The 18,504-nt window shown below is 35.5% G+C and carries 13 protein-coding genes; 3 read left to right on the top strand and 10 right to left on the bottom strand.

From position 1 onward, the window contains the following. Window position 1 precedes the first annotated feature (1 nt). The 8 genes from typA to B9Y84_RS17260 form a co-directional block, all read right to left on the bottom strand. Window positions 2-1,798, bottom strand: a complete 1,797-nt coding sequence (typA, locus tag B9Y84_RS17295; protein ID WP_085518651.1) for a translational GTPase TypA — start codon at window positions 1,796-1,798, stop codon at window positions 2-4. Window positions 1,799-1,998: 200 nt separating this feature from the next. Further along, entirely contained in the window at window positions 1,999-2,754 is a 756-nt protein-coding gene (locus tag B9Y84_RS17290; RefSeq protein ID WP_085518650.1) for a LytR/AlgR family response regulator transcription factor, read from the bottom strand. Then, entirely contained in the window at window positions 2,751-3,866 is a 1,116-nt protein-coding gene (locus B9Y84_RS17285) for a sensor histidine kinase (protein ID WP_085518649.1), read from the bottom strand. The genes B9Y84_RS17290 and B9Y84_RS17285 overlap by 4 nt, the downstream gene beginning before the upstream one ends. Before the next feature lie 83 nt (window positions 3,867-3,949). Beyond that, entirely contained in the window at window positions 3,950-4,600 is a 651-nt protein-coding gene (locus B9Y84_RS17280) for a tetratricopeptide repeat protein (RefSeq protein ID WP_085518648.1), read from the bottom strand. An 11-nt stretch (window positions 4,601-4,611) separates the two neighbouring features. Further along, window positions 4,612-6,762: a TonB-dependent receptor gene (locus tag B9Y84_RS17275; protein WP_085518647.1), complete on the bottom strand. Its 2,151-nt coding sequence runs from the start codon at window positions 6,760-6,762 to the stop codon at window positions 4,612-4,614. Between the two features lie 234 nt (window positions 6,763-6,996). Next, window positions 6,997-8,535 carry a S8 family peptidase gene (locus tag B9Y84_RS17270; protein WP_085518743.1) on the bottom strand — a complete coding sequence of 513 codons (1,539 nt, stop codon included), beginning with the start codon at window positions 8,533-8,535 and terminating at the stop codon, window positions 6,997-6,999. A 537-nt stretch (window positions 8,536-9,072) separates the two neighbouring features. Continuing rightward, window positions 9,073-9,852 carry a hypothetical protein gene (locus B9Y84_RS17265; protein ID WP_085518646.1) on the bottom strand — a complete coding sequence of 260 codons (780 nt, stop codon included), beginning with the start codon at window positions 9,850-9,852 and terminating at the stop codon, window positions 9,073-9,075. An 18-nt stretch (window positions 9,853-9,870) separates the two neighbouring features. Next, entirely contained in the window at window positions 9,871-11,109 is a 1,239-nt protein-coding gene (locus tag B9Y84_RS17260) for an ABC transporter permease (protein ID WP_085518742.1), read from the bottom strand. A 138-nt stretch (window positions 11,110-11,247) separates the two neighbouring features. Here B9Y84_RS17260 and B9Y84_RS17255 point away from each other — a divergent pair, with 138 nt between their 5' ends. The 3 genes from B9Y84_RS17255 to B9Y84_RS17245 all read left to right on the top strand — a co-directional run bounded on the left by B9Y84_RS17255 (window position 11,248) and on the right by B9Y84_RS17245 (window position 16,957). Next, on the top strand, window positions 11,248-12,516 hold the full coding sequence (locus B9Y84_RS17255) for an asparagine synthetase B (protein ID WP_085518645.1): 1,269 nt from the start codon (window positions 11,248-11,250) through the stop codon (window positions 12,514-12,516). Between the two features lie 433 nt (window positions 12,517-12,949). Further along, entirely contained in the window at window positions 12,950-13,456 is a 507-nt protein-coding gene (locus B9Y84_RS17250) for a glycine-rich domain-containing protein (RefSeq protein ID WP_085518644.1), read from the top strand. 303 nt (window positions 13,457-13,759) lie between these two features. Next, complete coding sequence (locus tag B9Y84_RS17245) at window positions 13,760-16,957, top strand: sensor histidine kinase (protein ID WP_085518643.1); 3,198 nt, start codon at window positions 13,760-13,762, stop codon at window positions 16,955-16,957. A gap of 9 nt (window positions 16,958-16,966) precedes the next feature. Here the strand turns inward: B9Y84_RS17245 and B9Y84_RS17240 are convergent, their stop codons facing one another. Next, the gene (locus tag B9Y84_RS17240; protein ID WP_085518642.1) at window positions 16,967-17,410 is read right to left on the bottom strand and encodes an RrF2 family transcriptional regulator; all 444 of its coding nucleotides are present in this window, start codon (window positions 17,408-17,410) and stop codon (window positions 16,967-16,969) included. 63 nt (window positions 17,411-17,473) lie between these two features. Beyond that, entirely contained in the window at window positions 17,474-18,499 is a 1,026-nt protein-coding gene (locus tag B9Y84_RS17235) for a c-type cytochrome (RefSeq protein WP_085518641.1), read from the bottom strand. Window positions 18,500-18,504 lie beyond the last annotated feature (5 nt).

Raw genomic sequence — 18,504 nt, 5'->3', positions numbered from 1 at the left:
CTTATTTCGACATTCTTTTACGTTCATTCTCATCAAGGTAGATTTTACGCATTCTGATGCTTTTCGGAGTTACTTCCAAATACTCATCTTTCTGAATGAATTCCATAGCCTCCTCTAATGAGAAATTGATTTTCGGAGCAATTCTCATTGCGTCATCAGTTCCTGATTTACGCATATTGGTTAACTGCTTTCCTTTATTGATATTCACATCCAGATCATTATCTCTTGAATGTTGTCCAATAACCTGACCTTTGTAGATCACATCACCTGGATCAACAAAGAAGACCCCTCTGTCTTGCAATCTATTGATCGCAAATGCTGTAGATGCACCCTCTTCCATGGAAATTAGTGATCCTTTATTCCTTTCAGGAATATGTCCCTTATATGGAGCATATTCTTTATATCTATGGTTCATTACAGCTTCTCCAGCAGTAGCTGTCATCATGTTATTTCTTAGGCCTATAATACCTCGAGCCGGAATTTCAAATTCCAAATGCTGAACATCACCTTTCGGCTCCATTACCAAAAGTTCACCTTTTCTTTGGGTCACTAACTCAATGGCTTTACCTGAAACATCATCTGGCACATCAATCACCATATGCTCAATTGGCTCACAACGAACGCCATCAATTTCTTTAAATAATACTTGTGGCTGACCTACTTGCAATTCATAGCCTTCCCTTCTCATCGTTTCAATCAAAACAGATAAGTGCAAAATTCCTCTTCCGTAAACCAAAAATTTATCCTCAGAATCCATAGACTCTACGCGCAAGGCCAGGTTTTTCTCTGTCTCTTTCATCAAACGATCACGCAAATGACGAGAAGTAACAAATTTACCTTCCTTGCCGAAGAATGGTGAGTTGTTGATGGTGAAAAGCATACTCATGGTAGGCTCATCTATAGAAATTCTTGGTAATGGCTCTGGATTTTCAGGATCTGTTACTGTATCTCCAATATCAAAACCCTCTAAACCAATGATTGCACAAAGATCGCCTGAATGTACTTCCTCCACTCTTTTTCTTGCTAAGCCTTCGAAAGTATGCAATTCTTTGATTCTCATTTTCTTAACAGAACCGTCTTTTTTACAAAGACCAATTTGCATGCCTTCTTTTAATGTACCTTGGTACAATCTTCCAATTGCAATTCGCCCTACAAAAGAAGAATAATCCAAAGATACAATCTGTAATTTCGGCACACCTTCTTTAACAGGTGCTGCAGGGATTGTTTTAATGATTTCATCCAAAAGAGGGAAAACATTATCAGTCTGCTCTTTCCAATCAGTGCTCATCCAACCGTTTTTACTTGAACCGTAAATGGTTTGAAAGTCTAACTGATCTTCAGTAGCGTCTAAGTTGAACATTAAGTCAAAAACTTGCTCGTGCACTTCGTCAGGACGACAGTTTTCTTTGTCTACTTTATTTACTACAACTATTGGCTTTAAGCCTAAGTCTAAAGCTTTTCCTAAAACGAAACGAGTTTGAGGCATAGGCCCTTCAAAGGCATCTACTAATAGTAATACACCATCAGCCATTTTCAATACTCGCTCCACTTCACCACCAAAATCGGAGTGACCAGGAGTATCAATAATATTAATTTTAACACCGTTGTATGTAACGGAAACGTTTTTACTCAAAATGGTAATTCCACGCTCTCTTTCCAGATCATTATTATCCAAAATTAATTCGTCTGATTCCGTTCCTTCACGAAATTCTTGACATGCATAGATAATTTTGTCGACTAAGGTAGTTTTACCGTGGTCAACGTGGGCGATAATCGCCACATTTCTAATTTCTGACATCTAAATAATATAAATAAATTAACTGATATTCAATTAGTTAACACTATAATGAAAAAGTTATAACTAATCAAGTTGCAAAGGTAAGTAAAATAGTTTGGGGTATAATACAATTAGAAATAAATTAATATAAAGGTAGCAAAAGGTTTGGGCTTCTGATGCCATCAAAAGTCCGCATTAGTTATAATGAAAGCAAGTAAAGATCAATTATCTAACCATTCTTTGAGTTTCGCTACCTTTTCCCGACTAATCAGGATATCATGATCATCGCAGCCAATCAACTTTATCTTTAATCTACTATTGGAATAGCTCAATACTTGTTCAATTGACTCAAAAGAAGCTACATATTTTCGATTTAATCTAAAAAACTCCTTTGGATCGAGCATTTCTTCAATCTGGTCGAGCGTATAATCTAAAATATATCTTTTGTTACTTTCCTTTGACTGCATAAAAGTGGTTCTTTCGGAACTAAAAAAATAGGCCACTTCTTCAGTCGGAATACTTTGAATCTTCTCTCCTATTTTGACCATAAACCTACTTTTATAATCAGTGTTTTGCAGTTTAAGTAGCTGCTGAAGCTGACCTATGTCAAATTGCTGCTGACTTGAATGCTCTTTATACTTCACAATAGCTTTTTCAAGTTCTTGCGGATCTATGGGCTTTAATAGGTAATCTATGGAATTAAGTTTAAATGCCTTAATAGCATATTGATCATAAGCCGTTGTAAAAATAATGGGACTCTTGACTTGCACTTGTTCAAAAATCTCAAAGCTTTGCCCATCTGCTAGTTCTATATCGCAAAAAATCAAATCGGGGCTAACCTCCTTTTGTAGCCAGTTCACAGCTGAAGAAATGCTATCTAAATGACCAAACAAATCAGCCTCTGGTAAATACTTTTCAAGGAGCTGTTTCATTCTAGTAGCTGCCGGTCGCTCGTCTTCAATTATCAGTACTCTCATTTAGCTAAAGTTAATAAAGGCAATTTCACACAAAATTCTGCCTCTGCTTTGATTATTTCCAGTTGCCTATCACTTAACAATTCATAACGTTTTCGAATATTCTCCAGTCCAATTCCTTTACTGTCTATAGTTTCAAGCTTTTTCGGTTGGAAATTATTTGACACAATTAACATATCCTGTCTTTGATAAATGCTGATTTTTAGTGGATGCTCCATGCTCACAATGTTATGCTTAATGGCATTTTCTAGCAACAACTGTAAAGAAAGTGGAGGCAAATATAAATTATCAATTCGGTCAATTTTGATCTCATAAATCAAGTTCTCTTCAAACCTTAATTTCTGTAGGCTCAAGTAATTTTGGGCAAAGCCAATCTCATCGGACAAACTCACGAGTTCTTCCTGCTGAACATCCAACACATACCGATAGATCCTGGATAGCTGCTGAATAAAAGAGGCAGATTTATCCGCATCTTCATACACCAAGTTAGTCAGCACGTTTAAAGAGTTGAATAAAAAATGCGGGTTGAGCTGATTTTTGAGGGATTGATATTGCCCAGCCAGCTTTTCAGTTCTTAATTGTTCCGCTTCAATTGCTGCATTTCGCCATTCGTAAAGCCATGACCTTGCTGTAAATAAGGAAATAAGAACTAGCGCAACTCCGATAGGGAAAATTGTTTCATCCATCATCGCCACCCAATCGATGTTATCAAGGGTAATCTCCTGAAACATAATCAAATAGCCAATGACTGAAATCAAGTAGCTTACTACAAATGAATAGGTTAAATAGATAAGCAATGTCAACAACAAGCGCTTCACTGGGAAATTCACCCAACTGATTTTCTTGTTAAAATAAGCTTCGACCACTAATCCTCCAAAAGCCAAGGAGGAAGACATGAAAAAAGAGAAAATAAAATCGGGGTAAATTAACTTAAGTCCTCTCAAACTCAAAAAGCACTTTGGGCAAAAAAACACTACCAATCCTAGAGCAATTAGTATGTTTACTAGAATAAACTTTCCAATTCTCTTCGGTGCTGATTCTTGCTTTATGAAGTAAAAGTAACCCATCTTAATAATTAGTTTAGCATTAAGAAAACCAAGCCCTAAACTACTCATAAATTTAATGAGGATGTTTCTAGAACTTGATTTTCTATAAAATTTAAAACACGAGTATTGCTAACGAAGCTTAGTAACACTTTTTATTGACATTGCTGGCTCATTTTTTCAGCCATATCTTTTCCCCATTTGGGAGCTAGTGGATTATCATTTACAGTACTGGCTTCCAATTCAAAAAGCTGCAAACTCTTCTTCGCCATTCCACATGCTTTTTCTGGCCCTTGCCCAAAAAATTTAGCAGTGCCGTATTCCATTTGTGCCATCAAAATCATGGCTCTTGGGTTTTCAGGATCATAAGAAAGTGCTTTTCTGTAAGTATTCATGACCAAACCAGACATATGTTGACCACGGCTTCCTGGATCGACTGACAGTTCACCCATCAACGCATAGCCCTTCATAGCAACTAACTCGGAATTTTCTCCATGCTGATTTACTGCCTTGTCTATTAAATCCTGAGCTTGCTTAAAAAACGCATCCTTTTCTTTTACGCCTTCGGTTCTGAAGCCTGCCTTGGTAAGTGAAAAAGCAGTGTAATACATCGGCAGCCATTCTGTAGCATTCATCTCACCGATTCTAGAAAAGCCATTGGCCACTGCTTGAAAATCCTCTGCTGATTTTGCTGCTTCAAATTTCTCTAACTGACTCTTCATAGCTTCTACATAAGCAGAGTCATTAGCCATTAAATTCACGATTCCAATAAAGTAAAGTGCGATAATAAATGTGTACTTTTTCATAATTTTTAGATTTATAGGTTATTTAATTGATTTGCTGATTTATCACTAGAAAGTGTTAAGAAGATGCCAAGGAATAAGAACCGGGGTGCTCCTTGAACAACAGGCATGCCGGGAACCAAACCTGATTCGTTGGCCTCCTGTCCATACTGATAACCAAAAATGTTATCTCTACCCAATACATTGCTACATGCCAAATGAATAATCAGGTTAGGTTTTGGCAGATAGCTCCAACTGATGCTCATATCCTGAAAACTCTTGGTTTTTGCATTTTGCTCGCCGGGTAAATTCGGATTTGTATACGTATACCCATCATTGACACTGAATGACATTCCGAGCTGAGATTGAAGGAATGACACATAATGCTTAGCAACTACAGAAGCATTATGTCTGGGTGCAAAACTGGGTTGCACTTGAGATTCGAAGGAATCAAATTTTCTTTTAGAATCTACAAAACTATAGGTAATCCAAAAATCAGTTTCTTTAATGGATTTGCGATCTCTATAAAAGAAATCCATTCCCTTTGCATAACCTTGTCCGCTTAAGGATATATCTTCCGGTGCTTGATTATATCCATTAAAAGTAACTAGATTGTCATAAGATTTATGAAAAGCCTCTGCACGAAAGGTTCGTCCACTTTTAGAAATGAAATAATTTAATATAAAATGTTCCGCTTCTGTGTTCCCTAAATTGTTATTAAGTATTCTGAATCTTTCTAATGGCAGTTGACTAAATGTGCCATAAGCAAAAGACATCTGACCTTCGTGCTCAAATTTGTAAGAAACTGATGCTCTTGGATCAATCCAAAATTCATCATTCAAAACGCTGTATCCAGAACGTACTCCTCCTCTGAATATCAATTGATTACTCAAATAATAATCCGATTCCAGGAATACGTTATAGCGTTGATCAAGAAAATCTCTACTTAAGCCTTCATTTACCAATGTTTCTTGGTAAGATGACCAGGTGCTTTCCACACCTGTTTTTAAGGAAATAGCATCAGAAAAATCTTTGATCGCTACCCCTTTTAGATGTATTAGCCTATTTTGTTGGCTTACCATTTGGCTATCCAGGTCAAATTGATCCAGATTATCAGAATAAGAAGCTCCACCTGTATAGCTCCAGCCATTCTTTCCGATCAACTTAATATTAGACTGAGCGTAAGTGTACTTATTCTTGATGCCAATTAGAGTGCCTCTTCCTGCTTCACCTGGCTGTTTTTGCCATAGTTTCAAACCGTTAGACTCCTTTTGGAAATAAGCTTTCAACATCCCTCCATTGCTCAATTTCTGGCTAGCTGCAAGTGATGCATCCCAGCCATATGGGCTGCGTTCCCAGTCAAAATCTTGTTTAATCAGTGATTGATAAGGGGAAAGGTCAAAATAATTAGCTGAAGCGGTTATGCTATTATTCTTTCCCACTAAAGTTTGCGTGTAACCTCCACCTAATGACATAATGCTGATGTCACCCTGGCTGCGAAGTGGGATATCTACTGTGTTTAAAGCCAAGGCTGAAGAGAGTGCCTGTCCGTATTCAGCTGAATAACCGCCCGTGCTAAAGAAAGAACCTTTGAAAAGATTGGGGCTGAAACGTGTGCGAGTAGGCACATTAGAAGCAGTTGTTCCAAAGGCATTCCCGACCTGCAAGCCATCAATAAAGATTGCCGTTTCAGATGCATCGCCTCCTCTTACAAACAATCGTCCATCATTTCCTACTGTGGAAGTTCCCGGCAAAGTTTGAAAAGCACCGATGATATCTCCCATAGCACTAGGGGTAGTTACAATATCTAATGGCTTTAGCACTACTGCTTTTTTTGCATCTGAAGCTTCCATAGCTCCTGCTGTAATGGTCACCGCATTTAGCTGGTCAATAGCTTCTTTGAGCTCTATATCGATTTCGATAGGTCCATCATTAAATACAACAGGAAACTCTCGCTTTTTAAAACCTACAGACTGTGCAACTAGTGTTTGATTACCAGTTGCTGAGGTTTTAAAAGAGAAATAGCCATTGACCTTAGTAGATGTGCCATCGTAGGTATTTTTAAGATAAACATTCACTCCTGGTAGGCTATCCCCTTTGGTAGAGGTGACAAAACCTTCAACGAGATTCTGTGCCTCTACCCTGATGCCAGCGATTATTAGTAGTATGATCAAAATATTTTTCATGGTGCTTTTGATTGTTGAGCTATGCACCAAATGTGGGGTAGAATTCTATTATAATAAATTAAAGTTGACTGAAGTGTCAGATTACTAGGATGAAGCGTAAATACTTCAGCATGAAATTATCCGTACATCCTCTTTTTTCGCACATTTCCATAAGGCGCTAGTCCGGTTTAGACCAAAAAAAAGGCTGTCTTGTTCGACACAAGACAGCCTTTATTCTACAGCATTTAAATAATTTTACTGCACTGCAGTCAGCGCATTTAGATTTCCATATCCGAACTGTGAATTCCGATTTGGATAAAAATCGGAAGACTCTCTGAGTTTCTGCAATACCTGGTCTCGGTTCCAGGAAGGATTTTTAGACCAAACCAAAGCCGCTATTCCGGCAGTTGTAGCAGTAGCCACAGATGAACCACCGACAGTTGAGGGTTGATTTCCACTCATTGCTACTGAAAGCGGATGGGCATCAGATCCTGCTTTTTCCATAATAACTGTAAAATCAACTTTGCTTCCGGAGTGACAGGTATTACATCTTTCGTATTGACCTTCTTTAACGCCAGTAACTGCCACGGTCTCATTCATATTAGCTGGGAAAATAACGCCAAACCAATTTGTCCAACTGGTTGAAGTACCTGCTGCTGCAAATATCAATTTACCTCTCCCATAAGCATAGCGGATACCGTCTGCTACTTTGGAATTATTGAATACATCACCTATTGACATACTAATAATTTTAACATCGTTACGATTACCTAAATATACCAAGGCTTCAGTAACTCCATCTTTTTCATTACCACCATTAACAATAACGTCACTAGTACCTCTTATACCTACTAAATTGGCGTTATAAGCGACACCCACTGCAGAACCATCGTTGCTTCTAGGTGCAACTGCAGCGCCTGCCATCGAAGTTCCGTGTCCACATTTATCATCTGGACCGTCATACTTTTTCCACCACCATGATCCTGTTTGATAGGTACCAACTCTTTCAACTGTTCTGTTTTGAGAGAAACCCGAATTGAATTGGCTACCTAATTTATCTTGATTTGGGGAAAGCCCGGTATCAATCATTCCAATGGTAATTCCTGCACCTGTGCTATAATTCCACGCTTGGTCAATTCCCATTTGCGGATAATTCCAAGACATTTTTGCACCCGGTGCAATCTCTGTATATAAACCCGCTAAATTATAATTTGGATCGTTTGAACAGCCAGAATCACTATATCGCTCTCCTTCGCCATATTTCTGAAAGTCTACCTGGTAGCTTAATGGTTCTACGTATCGCACATTATCTAAAGTTCTCAGTCTGCTAATAACTTCTAGATCAGACACCTTCATCTCTACAAAAGGCAATACTTCATGCGAGAAATTAGGCAGATCCTCGTCAGTAATAGTCATCTGTCTTTTCCTTTCAATCACAGATCGAGTTTCTTCAATAATATCAGTTCTTGAGTTTACCCAATTAGGTGCTTGAACATTGATAGAAGTCATTCTTTCATTAATATTAGTCTCACCTGCAGCTAAATAACCAACTGTCAAAATGCTGTCAGAATGTACTAAAGCACTCCACAATTGTACATCATTTAATTCAGACCAGTTAAATTCGTTCTTCTCCTCCAATGCATTTTTAATGATAGCATCAATTTCTTCTTTGGGGACTATCTCAATTTCTTGTTCTGGCTGAACTTTTTCATCGATTAGGCTCATATCTTCATCATCTTGTGTACAAGACCACAAAAGGGCTGAAGCTAAAAATACTGTTAAAATTTTTCTCATTTCCATAGTAATTAGTTTTGGTTATATTTTATGCTGTATGCAGAGTAAATTGCAAAACTTAAATATAACTTACAAGCGTTTGTTAGAATTAAATTTGTATATAATTAATAAAAAAGGAATTAAACGAATGAGAAATTTGACTTAACAGATATTGAGACCTATTTTCTATAAATTGACAAGCAAATAATATTCTAATTTAATAATAATTATTACCTGAGGACAACCTAGATAATATGAAGAAAAAGAAGTTTGAACACGACAAAGCTGTAAAGAATACAGTAATAGACAGGATAAACTTCCCTCATAACTCTGAAAAAACAGATTAGTAAGCTGTTCGATATTTTAAAAATAAAGATTTTAAAGAGGTGTGATTCCTAGATACCACAATTAACATCAGAGGCTTAAACAACCTTAGCTACTATTTTTAAATGAGAGATTGCACTATCGCAAATACAATTTTTCTACTTCGACAGTATTGAAAGTGGAAGATTTATGTAAACCTAAATTCAAACTGTTCCAAGTCTGTGCTAAATTTTACTACTTCTTCTGAAAATAAACTTCTTTATTGTCATACTTGACCATATATTGCCCTTTAGGAAGTTTACTAATGTCGCAAGAGACTCCTTTATTTCGTTTTATAATCCTACTATTATCATTATAGAGTAAATAGCTTACTTCTTGCGTGAACTCGATTATCCATTTATCTTCATCTATTGCATGGCTAATTTCTTCCTTATCAGAGTAAAAATTAAAGCTTTCCGAATAGTTGACATCCAGTTTAGGATCATGGTATTGCACTCTATATAAATTATCTCCCTTGAGATGATCCAACTCTACACTATGCTGGTTAATGAATATACCACCTTTTGTTTTTACAGTATCTAAAGGCATCCAATCATCGTCCATCTGTTTTTCAACGATGTAAAACCCTTCTTCAGCCTCCTTCGTGGTTATCCAAATAATCTGATTTTCATCCACATAAATCTTAAGCCAGCTAAATTTTAAATCCGCTTCAATTACCTCAGGATTAGCTAGCTCTGGCTGGCAGTCATTTTGATGAACAATCCGAATCACTACCCTAGTATCGAGCTCAAGACTTTCCATGTCGATTTCAAATGCCGAAATTTCTGGATTTTCAACCAGCAATTTACCATTTAAATAAATCTGTTCTATACAAAATCCAGCATCTTGACCTAAATATGGGTTCCTTACAAAGATATTTTCCCCATGATAAAACCCTCTAAAATAGCTGTCTTTTCCAATTAATGAAAAGGAGATATTTGCAAAGAGCACTATGAGGAACAATTTCTTAATCATAATTCTTAAACTTATCGATCATTCATATCTCAATGATTCGATAGGGTCCAGCTTTGAAGCTTTATAGGCAGGATAATAACCAGAGATAAGGCCAACGGAAGCAGAAATTGTAACTCCTACTATCATCCATAGCCAGGGTACAACAAATCCCCCATCACCAATAATTGCAGAAATACCGTTACCAATGCCTATCCCTAAAATTATTCCAGCTATCCCTCCAATTTGACAGATGACGATTGCTTCCCATAAAAATTGTAAACGGATTTTAGAAGGAGAAGCTCCAATTGCTTTCCTAATACCAATCTCTCTTGTTCTCTCAGTGACGGATACCATCATAATATTCATTAATCCAATGGAAGCTCCCAGCAGTGTAATAGCGCCTATTGCGAATCCACCAATCCTCAAATATCCTGCGATGTCCTCCAATCTGTCAGCTAGTGATTCACTTTTCTGAATATTGAATGAGTTTTCTTGTCCAATTCCATCTCCTCTTATTCCGCGCATGATTCCTGTCGCTTCAGCAATCCCCTGATCCATTAATATTGGATCAGGAAGTGCGACTGTGATATTATACTGCAATGTGCGGTTTGCAAATAAAGTTGATAGACCTACAGGAATAACAATGGATTGATCAGCTCCTCCGCCTCCCATGCCACCTTGCTCTTTCAGGACACCAATCACCTTAAAACGAGATCCAAAAAACGAAATATCTTTATTGACAGGGTCTACATTTTCCTTAAATAATTTATCTACCACATTGGCTCCCAGTATAACGACACCACTGTTATTCTGAACCTCCAGCGGAGCAAAATTTCGACCTTTATCGATCTCATAAGCATTTTGAATCAAATAATTTTCATCCGAAGCATACACTCTTATGGTAGGAGTTGTTTTTTCAGACTTGTACTTTAATTCTGCATTTCCTGTAATTCTCGTTGAAATTGAAACATTGCCTGCGTAATTGTATTTACTTTTAAATTGTACAGCTTCTTTGTAGCCGATAGGTTCATACCTTTTTTCTTTTTTGCCTTCTGAAGTACTTCTCCTACCGTCTAGGCCTCTAGCTTCTATATCAAAATTATTAGCCCCTAAACCTGCAAGATTTCCACTTACTGAGTTTTGTATGCCATCAATAGCGGTTAAAATCCCAACCAAAGCGGTGATCCCAATTGCGATAATTGCAGCTGTTAAAATAGTCCTCAATCGATTACCTTTAATCGACCTTACCCCTTCTTTAATGTTTTCCAGATAATCCAAAATCAATCAATTTTTTTGTAAATTTTAGCAATTTAATGTGATTATTCACGATATATTACATAAAAGTAAGAAACTTTGATTTGAAACTCCATTTATTATATTTAGTTATACATTTATAACGCAATAATAGCAGCTTATATGTTAAAAAAAATCACTTTACTTATACTAGTAATCTCTCTGTCCACCATTTGTGCAAAGGCTAATCAAATTTTGATCCCAATGGATAAAGAGCAATCCAACCATTTAAAAGCTTATGGATTGTCATTCTGGGTATTGGAAAAGGAAATTCCTATAGATTGGCTGTTAAATTACAGAGGGGGAAGTTTTTTAATAGAAAGCAAACAAAGCATAATAAATGAATTAATCATTAGAGGGGTGTCATACGAAATTATTTCAGATGCGACTGCTAATAGTATGTTGGATGAAATTGCGAGCCCTTCCTCTAACAAAGATGCGATGCGACTGGACAAAGTACCCAAAATTGCTGTTTATTCACCTAAATCGAAGCAACCTTGGGATGATGCAGTTACGCTCGTTTTGACTTATGCCGAAATTCCTTATGATGTTATCTTTGACGATGAGATTATGACAGAAGGTCTTTCTGACTATGATTGGTTGCACTTACACCATGAAGATTTCACAGGACAATACGGTAAATTTTATCGTAGTTATGCCAATCAACCCTGGTATATAGAGCAACAAAAAGAGTATGAGGCCATGGCCAAAAAGCATGGCTTTAGAAAAGTATCGCAACTTAAACTAGCCATCACGCAAAAAATAAGAGGTTTTGTAAACAAAGGAGGTTTCCTTTTTGCCATGTGCTCTGCTACTGACACCTATGATATTGCACTTGCCGCAGCAGGAATAGATATTGCCGCAAGAATGTATGATGGGGATCCGGCAGACCCTAATGCTCAAGAAAAATTAGATTATGAGCAAACCCTTGCCTTTAAGAATTTCAAATTGGAAATGAACCCGTTGGAATACGAATATTCCAATATCGATCAGAACCAGATTGACAGACCTGGCATAAAAGAAGGAAATGATTTCTTTACTTTATTTGAGTTTTCTGCAAAATGGGATCCTATACCCACTATGTTGACTCAAAATCATGAAAAATTGGTTAAGGGATTTATGGGACAAACTACCGCTTATAGGAAGTCATTAATAAAGCCTGACGTGGTTATTCTGGGTGAAAATAATGAAATTGACGAGGCGCGCTATATCCATGGCATCTTTGGCAAAGGTTTTTGGACTTTTTATGGAGGTCATGATCCGGAAGATTATCAGCACTTTGTGGGTGAGCCTCCAACCGATTTGAATTTACACCCAAACTCACCTGGTTACCGGTTAATTTTAAATAATATTTTGTTTCCTGCTGCTAAAAAGAAAAAGAAGAAGACTTAATAAGTTAAATACAATTTAAACAGTCCATCAAATTCTTTGTTATCAAATCCATCTTCTAAGAATTATGATATAAATCAGTCACAATTTATCATAATTCTTACCTTACAACTTCATGAATTTCCTTGAACCTTCTTCGTAATTATATTCATATTTAAATAATAAAATTAACTATCTCATGATTTATTAAATCGGTTAAAATACAGCATTTCAAATAGTTGCAATTTTTCTTGTGTGCTAATTTGCAGAAATTACCTTTGCGCTCTGAAAATTTAATTTAACTCTAAAAAGTACAAGAAATGAAAACTACTTCTACAAAAACTACTTCAAAAGTAAACACAGAAAAAGCACAATTATTGAAGAAAATTATCAATAAAAATAACAATATCCAGACAGCGTGCATGTCACTTTGTGAAAGCCATTAATTCTTATTGAAATGGCTCAAATAATTTCAAAAATCGATTCAACCCTGGAAACAGCATTGGACTGTAATGAGGACAATGTCATTATTGAAGGTTTTATGGAAAGATATTCGGTCAGCAGAGAAGAAGCCGAAGAAATCTTAACCGAAACTAAGAAATGGTTATGGTTGGCATCAGAAAACATCAAAGAAAAAAAGAGCTTTCGCATGTTTATTGATCACTCTTTGATCATCATTGATGAAATGTGGCATAATTTTATTTTGCATACTCGTGCTTATCAAAAATTTTGTCATGAAAAACTAAATTTATTTGTGCACCATGAACCTACACCTAAAGCTGCACAAATAATAGGGTTTGACAGCGATGAAGAGAAACAAAAGTTTCAGCAGCAACAGGAAGAAAAATTAAGTCAACAACTCTCCTATATCTATGACAAATTAGGGGCAGAAACGGTCAGTAAATGGTATGAAGAATTTCCTGAAAAATTCAGTAAAAAGAAAATTCATGCTTTGAAAAGATAAAAATTAATAATATAAGATGTACTAAAAACGGTAGGTTATATACTATATATTCCTACCGTTTTTTTTTATTGACTAAAGTAAGAAAATACCTACTGTTAAATCCTCATATATTATAAATCGCTAATAATTTCAGATTAAATTCTATATATTTCTATTTCAGAGCAATATCAATAAAAGAATTTGAAAGTAAGTTGGTCACATATTCATAACTTCCAAACCAAAAAATTATCACTCAGCTTTTTGGTTGCAAGCCTTTTGATATTAAAAATATCAATTGCAAATAGCCAATCATACTTCGCGCCCATGTTACAAAATTATTCCGCTAAGGAATATAAGGCAGGAATATCAAATTGGGACATTATACAAACTTCGAACGGACTCTTTTACTTTGCCAATTTAAACGGAGTTTTACGATATGATGGAAAGGAATGGGATTTTATTGAAATAGCGGGAGGCAAATTTGTACGGACGATCCATAAGGATTCAAATGACAGGATTTTTGTAGGGAGTAATGATGAATTTGGATACATAGATACAAGCGACAGGAATAAAATCTTTTACCAATCATTAAGCAAAAATTTTAAACTTGAAAGATTTGGTCTCGTCCTTCAAATACTGCATAACAAAAATGATATATTTTTTATCACAAGAAACTATTTAATCAGATATAGCAAAAATGACTTTAAATATTGGCCATTAAACAGAGGTTTTGGAGGATTTATTCACGAAGAAAAACTTTATGTAAAACAAGTTAATCAAGCTTTATTAAAACTTGACGATGATCAGCTTAATCCAATTTCAGGGTCAAATAAAAGCATTCCGTCATCTATAAGAAACAATATTATTGATGGGCTTAATAAAAACGAAAAGTACATTATAGGATCATCCCGAAATAAGGGATTCATATTTCGGAACGATTCAATCATTGAAACAAGTCGTCAGTATAGCTTCGGGAAATCAATTCTTTCCTTGAGTCGAAGTAATTCAATTTGGGCTTCTACTGCAAATCAAGGAGTTTTTAGTTTTAATATTGAAGATACAATATTAAATAACTTAAATATACATAATGGATTACCAAGCAATATTAACTTAAATATTTATTCTGATTTTCAAAATGGAACTTGGTCAGTTCACCAAGAAGGAATTACTCGAATTCAGGCAAGTAATATGTTAATGTTTTGGGGAGAAAATTCTAACTTAAAGACGTCAGTCAACGAGGTTTTTAATATAAATAATCGAATATATATCCTGTCTTTTGCTGGCTTATACACCTTTAACAATAAAAAAAAACTTCGCTTCGTAGAAAATACGAAAGATCGACTATTCAACATATTTAATACCAAAGATTATATTTTTGCAATTGGGGATAACGGACTTTATAAAATCAAAAATGAAGATGTAATTAAAACCATATCTATCAAGGGAGGAACCAACGCCTTTCCAACAGGTGACAATAATTACAATATCACTACATTCCGTAATGGGATAATTCAATACTCACCTATATCAGATCAAACGGAAGAATACATTGGAGAAATTAGTGGGTTCTGTAATAGCATATTAAGTCAGCAGTCGCAACATTGGTTAAGTTATAAATCACAAGGCGTATACTTAATTAATGACAATAAGGGAAGTCCCATATGGCAATTTTTTAATCAAAGACATGGCTTACCTGATGTTAATGCTATTAATATTTTAAAATCTACAGATGGTGAAATCCTTTTCAGTACCTCAAAAGGATTTTATGCGCTGAATAAAAGTCCTAAAGCTGATTCTTCAGATTTATTTATTCCATCTTCAAAAATCACTCATGAAAAATTGAATATCACTAACATAGATCAAGATCGAAACGGTAATTTTTGGCTGACTGTCATTGAGGAATCGCAAAAGCAAATCGTATTAAAATTAGAAAGAACGAAAGATGGGAGCTATCGTAAAGTAACCCGACCATTAAAAGCTATTCCTAATCAGAATTTCTCTAGCATTTATGTTGATGAGGCCGAAGATAGTGTAATCTGGATAGCCGGTAATGAAGGCCTCTATCGATATGATGAAAAAGTGAAAGTAGATTTAGAGATCCCCTTCAATACTTTTATAAAAAAAGTAAGTCTTAATGATTCTATACTTTCTTTCGGATCATATAAAGAATATAGAACCACTGACAGCATTCCAACATTAGTAATCAAACAACCCAAGGAATCAATTCCTCAATTAGAATTTAAAGACAACAATATCAAATTTGAATATAGCGCACTATTCTATGAACAGCCCGAAAGAAATCAATACTCCTACTATCTTCAAGGGTTTGATAAAAAATGGTCTGACTGGTCTCTAATGAATAATAAGGAATATACCAATTTACCCGCTGGTAAATACACTTTTACGGTGAAGGGTAGGAACCTATACGAAACTGAAGGTGAAATTGCTTCTTACCAATTCGTGATCTTACCTCCTTGGTATCAGACCACTTGGGCATACTTCCTTTTTAGTATCATTGTAGTTAGCATTATATGGCTCTTGATGCTAGGATATACCTATAGAATTAGACAGCATCGAAAAAGACTTAAGCTGATTGTAGCTGATCGAACCTTTGAAGTCATCCAACAAAAAAAGGTGATTGAAAAGCAATTGCTAAAAATGCAAAATCTTAATGAGGAAATCAGTCAACAAAGAGATGACATATTAGAAAAAAACCATGAACTGGAAAGCTCTCAAGAGGAAGTAATTGCCATCAATAACAAATTGCAAGAACTTAATCAAGCACTTGAAACTAGGGTTGAAAAAAGGACAGCTAAAATCAAAGACACGATCAAAAAGCTTCAGCAGACTAATAAAGACCTTGACACTTTCACCTACAAAACCTCTCATGATTTAAAAGGTCCTATTAGCAGGATTAAGGGTATTTTAGCCTTAGCCAGGTTTGAGAATCCTGAAGCTAAAAGTGATAAGTACTTAGACTTGATCGAAAAAACTACTAAAGAGATGGATATCCTTTTGGATAAATTGACGCAGGTCCATAATATCTACAATTCACAAGTAGAATATAATACCATCGACATCCCAACTATCTTTAAGCAAGTGATGGAGAAAATCAGTCCTTTGGTTGAACAATCAAATTTCAAATTTCAATTTGACTTGAAGAACGAAAATGAACTCAAGACTGATGAAAAAATGCTCGAGTTGATCTTGCTCAATTTATTGGAAAACGCCTTAATTTATTCGGATGATCATAAGCCCCAACAAGAAATAAAGTTAAGTACAATAAGAAAGGATAAATCTTTCGTCCTTTTTGTTGAAGATAATGGCGTTGGAATTCCGGAAAAGCAAATGCCCAAAATATTTGAAATGTTCTACAGAGGGTCAGAAAAATCTATTGGGAACGGGCTCGGATTATATTTAGTAAAGGTTGCAGTGGAGAAAATTGGTGGCAAGTTAAAATGTGAATCAGAAGAACATAAATTCACTAGATTCACAATTGAATTCCCATTAAAGAAAAAGTAATCTGCCTAATCATACTTTCTTTTTAGCAATCAATTTTTTTTCCTTGTCAACTAAACCTTTCAGAGTCTGGCTTTTAAAGATTTTGACTGTTTCATTTCGGACTTTCAGAAATGCTTCTCTAATAGAACAGGTTTCTTCGTCCTTACATTCTTCGCAACGTTCATAGAATTTAAATGTAACACAAGGAAGTAGTGCTATAGCTCCATCAAAAAGCCTCAGAACTTGGGCAAGATTTACAGTTTCAGGGTTTTTTCGTAGATAGTAGCCTCCTCCTTTTCCCTTTTTACTTCCTAAAATACCATCATTTTTTAACTCCAGCAATATGGCTTCCAAAAATTTCTGTGGTATATTTTCTTCTTCTGCTATGGTACTGATTAATGTAGGACCCTCACCATATTTCCTACCTAAATGGACAAGAGCGTTAATAGCGTATTTTGATTTTTTGGAAATCATATCGGCAAATATACGCTTTGAAAGTGATTTTTAAGGACTAATCATTAAAAAGAATAGTCCTTATTATTTTACATTTGATTCAATATAAGCCCTTAAATCTTCCACCTGCCGATGACTCATTTTTTCTAAAGTATAATTAGGCATATACTCTTTATGACCTAATTCGGAGTAAGAACCTTTTCTAATAATTTCATAAATAGATTTTTTACTATTATCTGGCATATGCTTTTTAAGCCATCTAAATGTAAGCACTGAATTATCCAAAACTAAATCACTTTCTCCATAAGCATGATGGCAATGTTGACATCCCAATTCATAAATTGCTTTTCCATATTGGGGTCTTCCTTCAAAAGAATAACCCTTTTCCTTACTTTCTGGTAATTCCGCAAAAGTAGCCGGAGATTTAGAAAGGTAGTGAGATTTAATAAATGCAATGGCACTATCCGGATTAGATTCAGCCAAGGAATTCATCTGTTCAAATTCTGCAATATTCAATTCTAAGTCTTCAACTTTCATTTGAAGTGTCGATAAATAAGAGAGAATACTTGTCATTTCCCAATCCTCCAACTCTCGTCCTTGCGAACATACTGTGGCACATAACTGAATACTTCCTTTTAGACTGTTTTTAGCGTCATCTACTAAACTTCCATATTTTAAGATGTAGTCGTCATTATACCAAGACTCTCTATTGACTATACCCCAAAAAGTAGATCCTTGCAAATAAGGCAATTTATTTTCCATTGCATATTCCAATCTAGCATCTTGATCAACCAATGTTAAATCCAAGTCCTCTCTTTCAACATTATGACAGCTGGTACAGGTATAAAACTTACTGATGGCCTTAGATGCAATTCCATCTGCTGATTTTGTTTTACCCACATGAATTAGTTCATACCCTCTCTTTATATTAGCTGAATCAGGTTTTTCAATGTAATGCTCAGGATAATCTTGCCCTAAAGCATATAAAACTTCCATGAGATTATCTTTAGAATTAATCTCTTGCTTCTCGAGAAAAGTAAATGAAGCCGCTGATAGCAATAAGGCAACTGCTATCGCTATTTTGATATTATATTTTTTAGCATTGTTCATAATCG

Origin of the sequence: Marivirga sericea (assembly GCF_900177665.1) — a bacterium.
GTDB lineage: Bacteria > Bacteroidota > Bacteroidia > Cytophagales > Cyclobacteriaceae > Marivirga > Marivirga sericea.
Note: the sequence above shows the minus strand (reverse complement) of the source record. Positions and strands in the feature narration are given on the sequence as shown.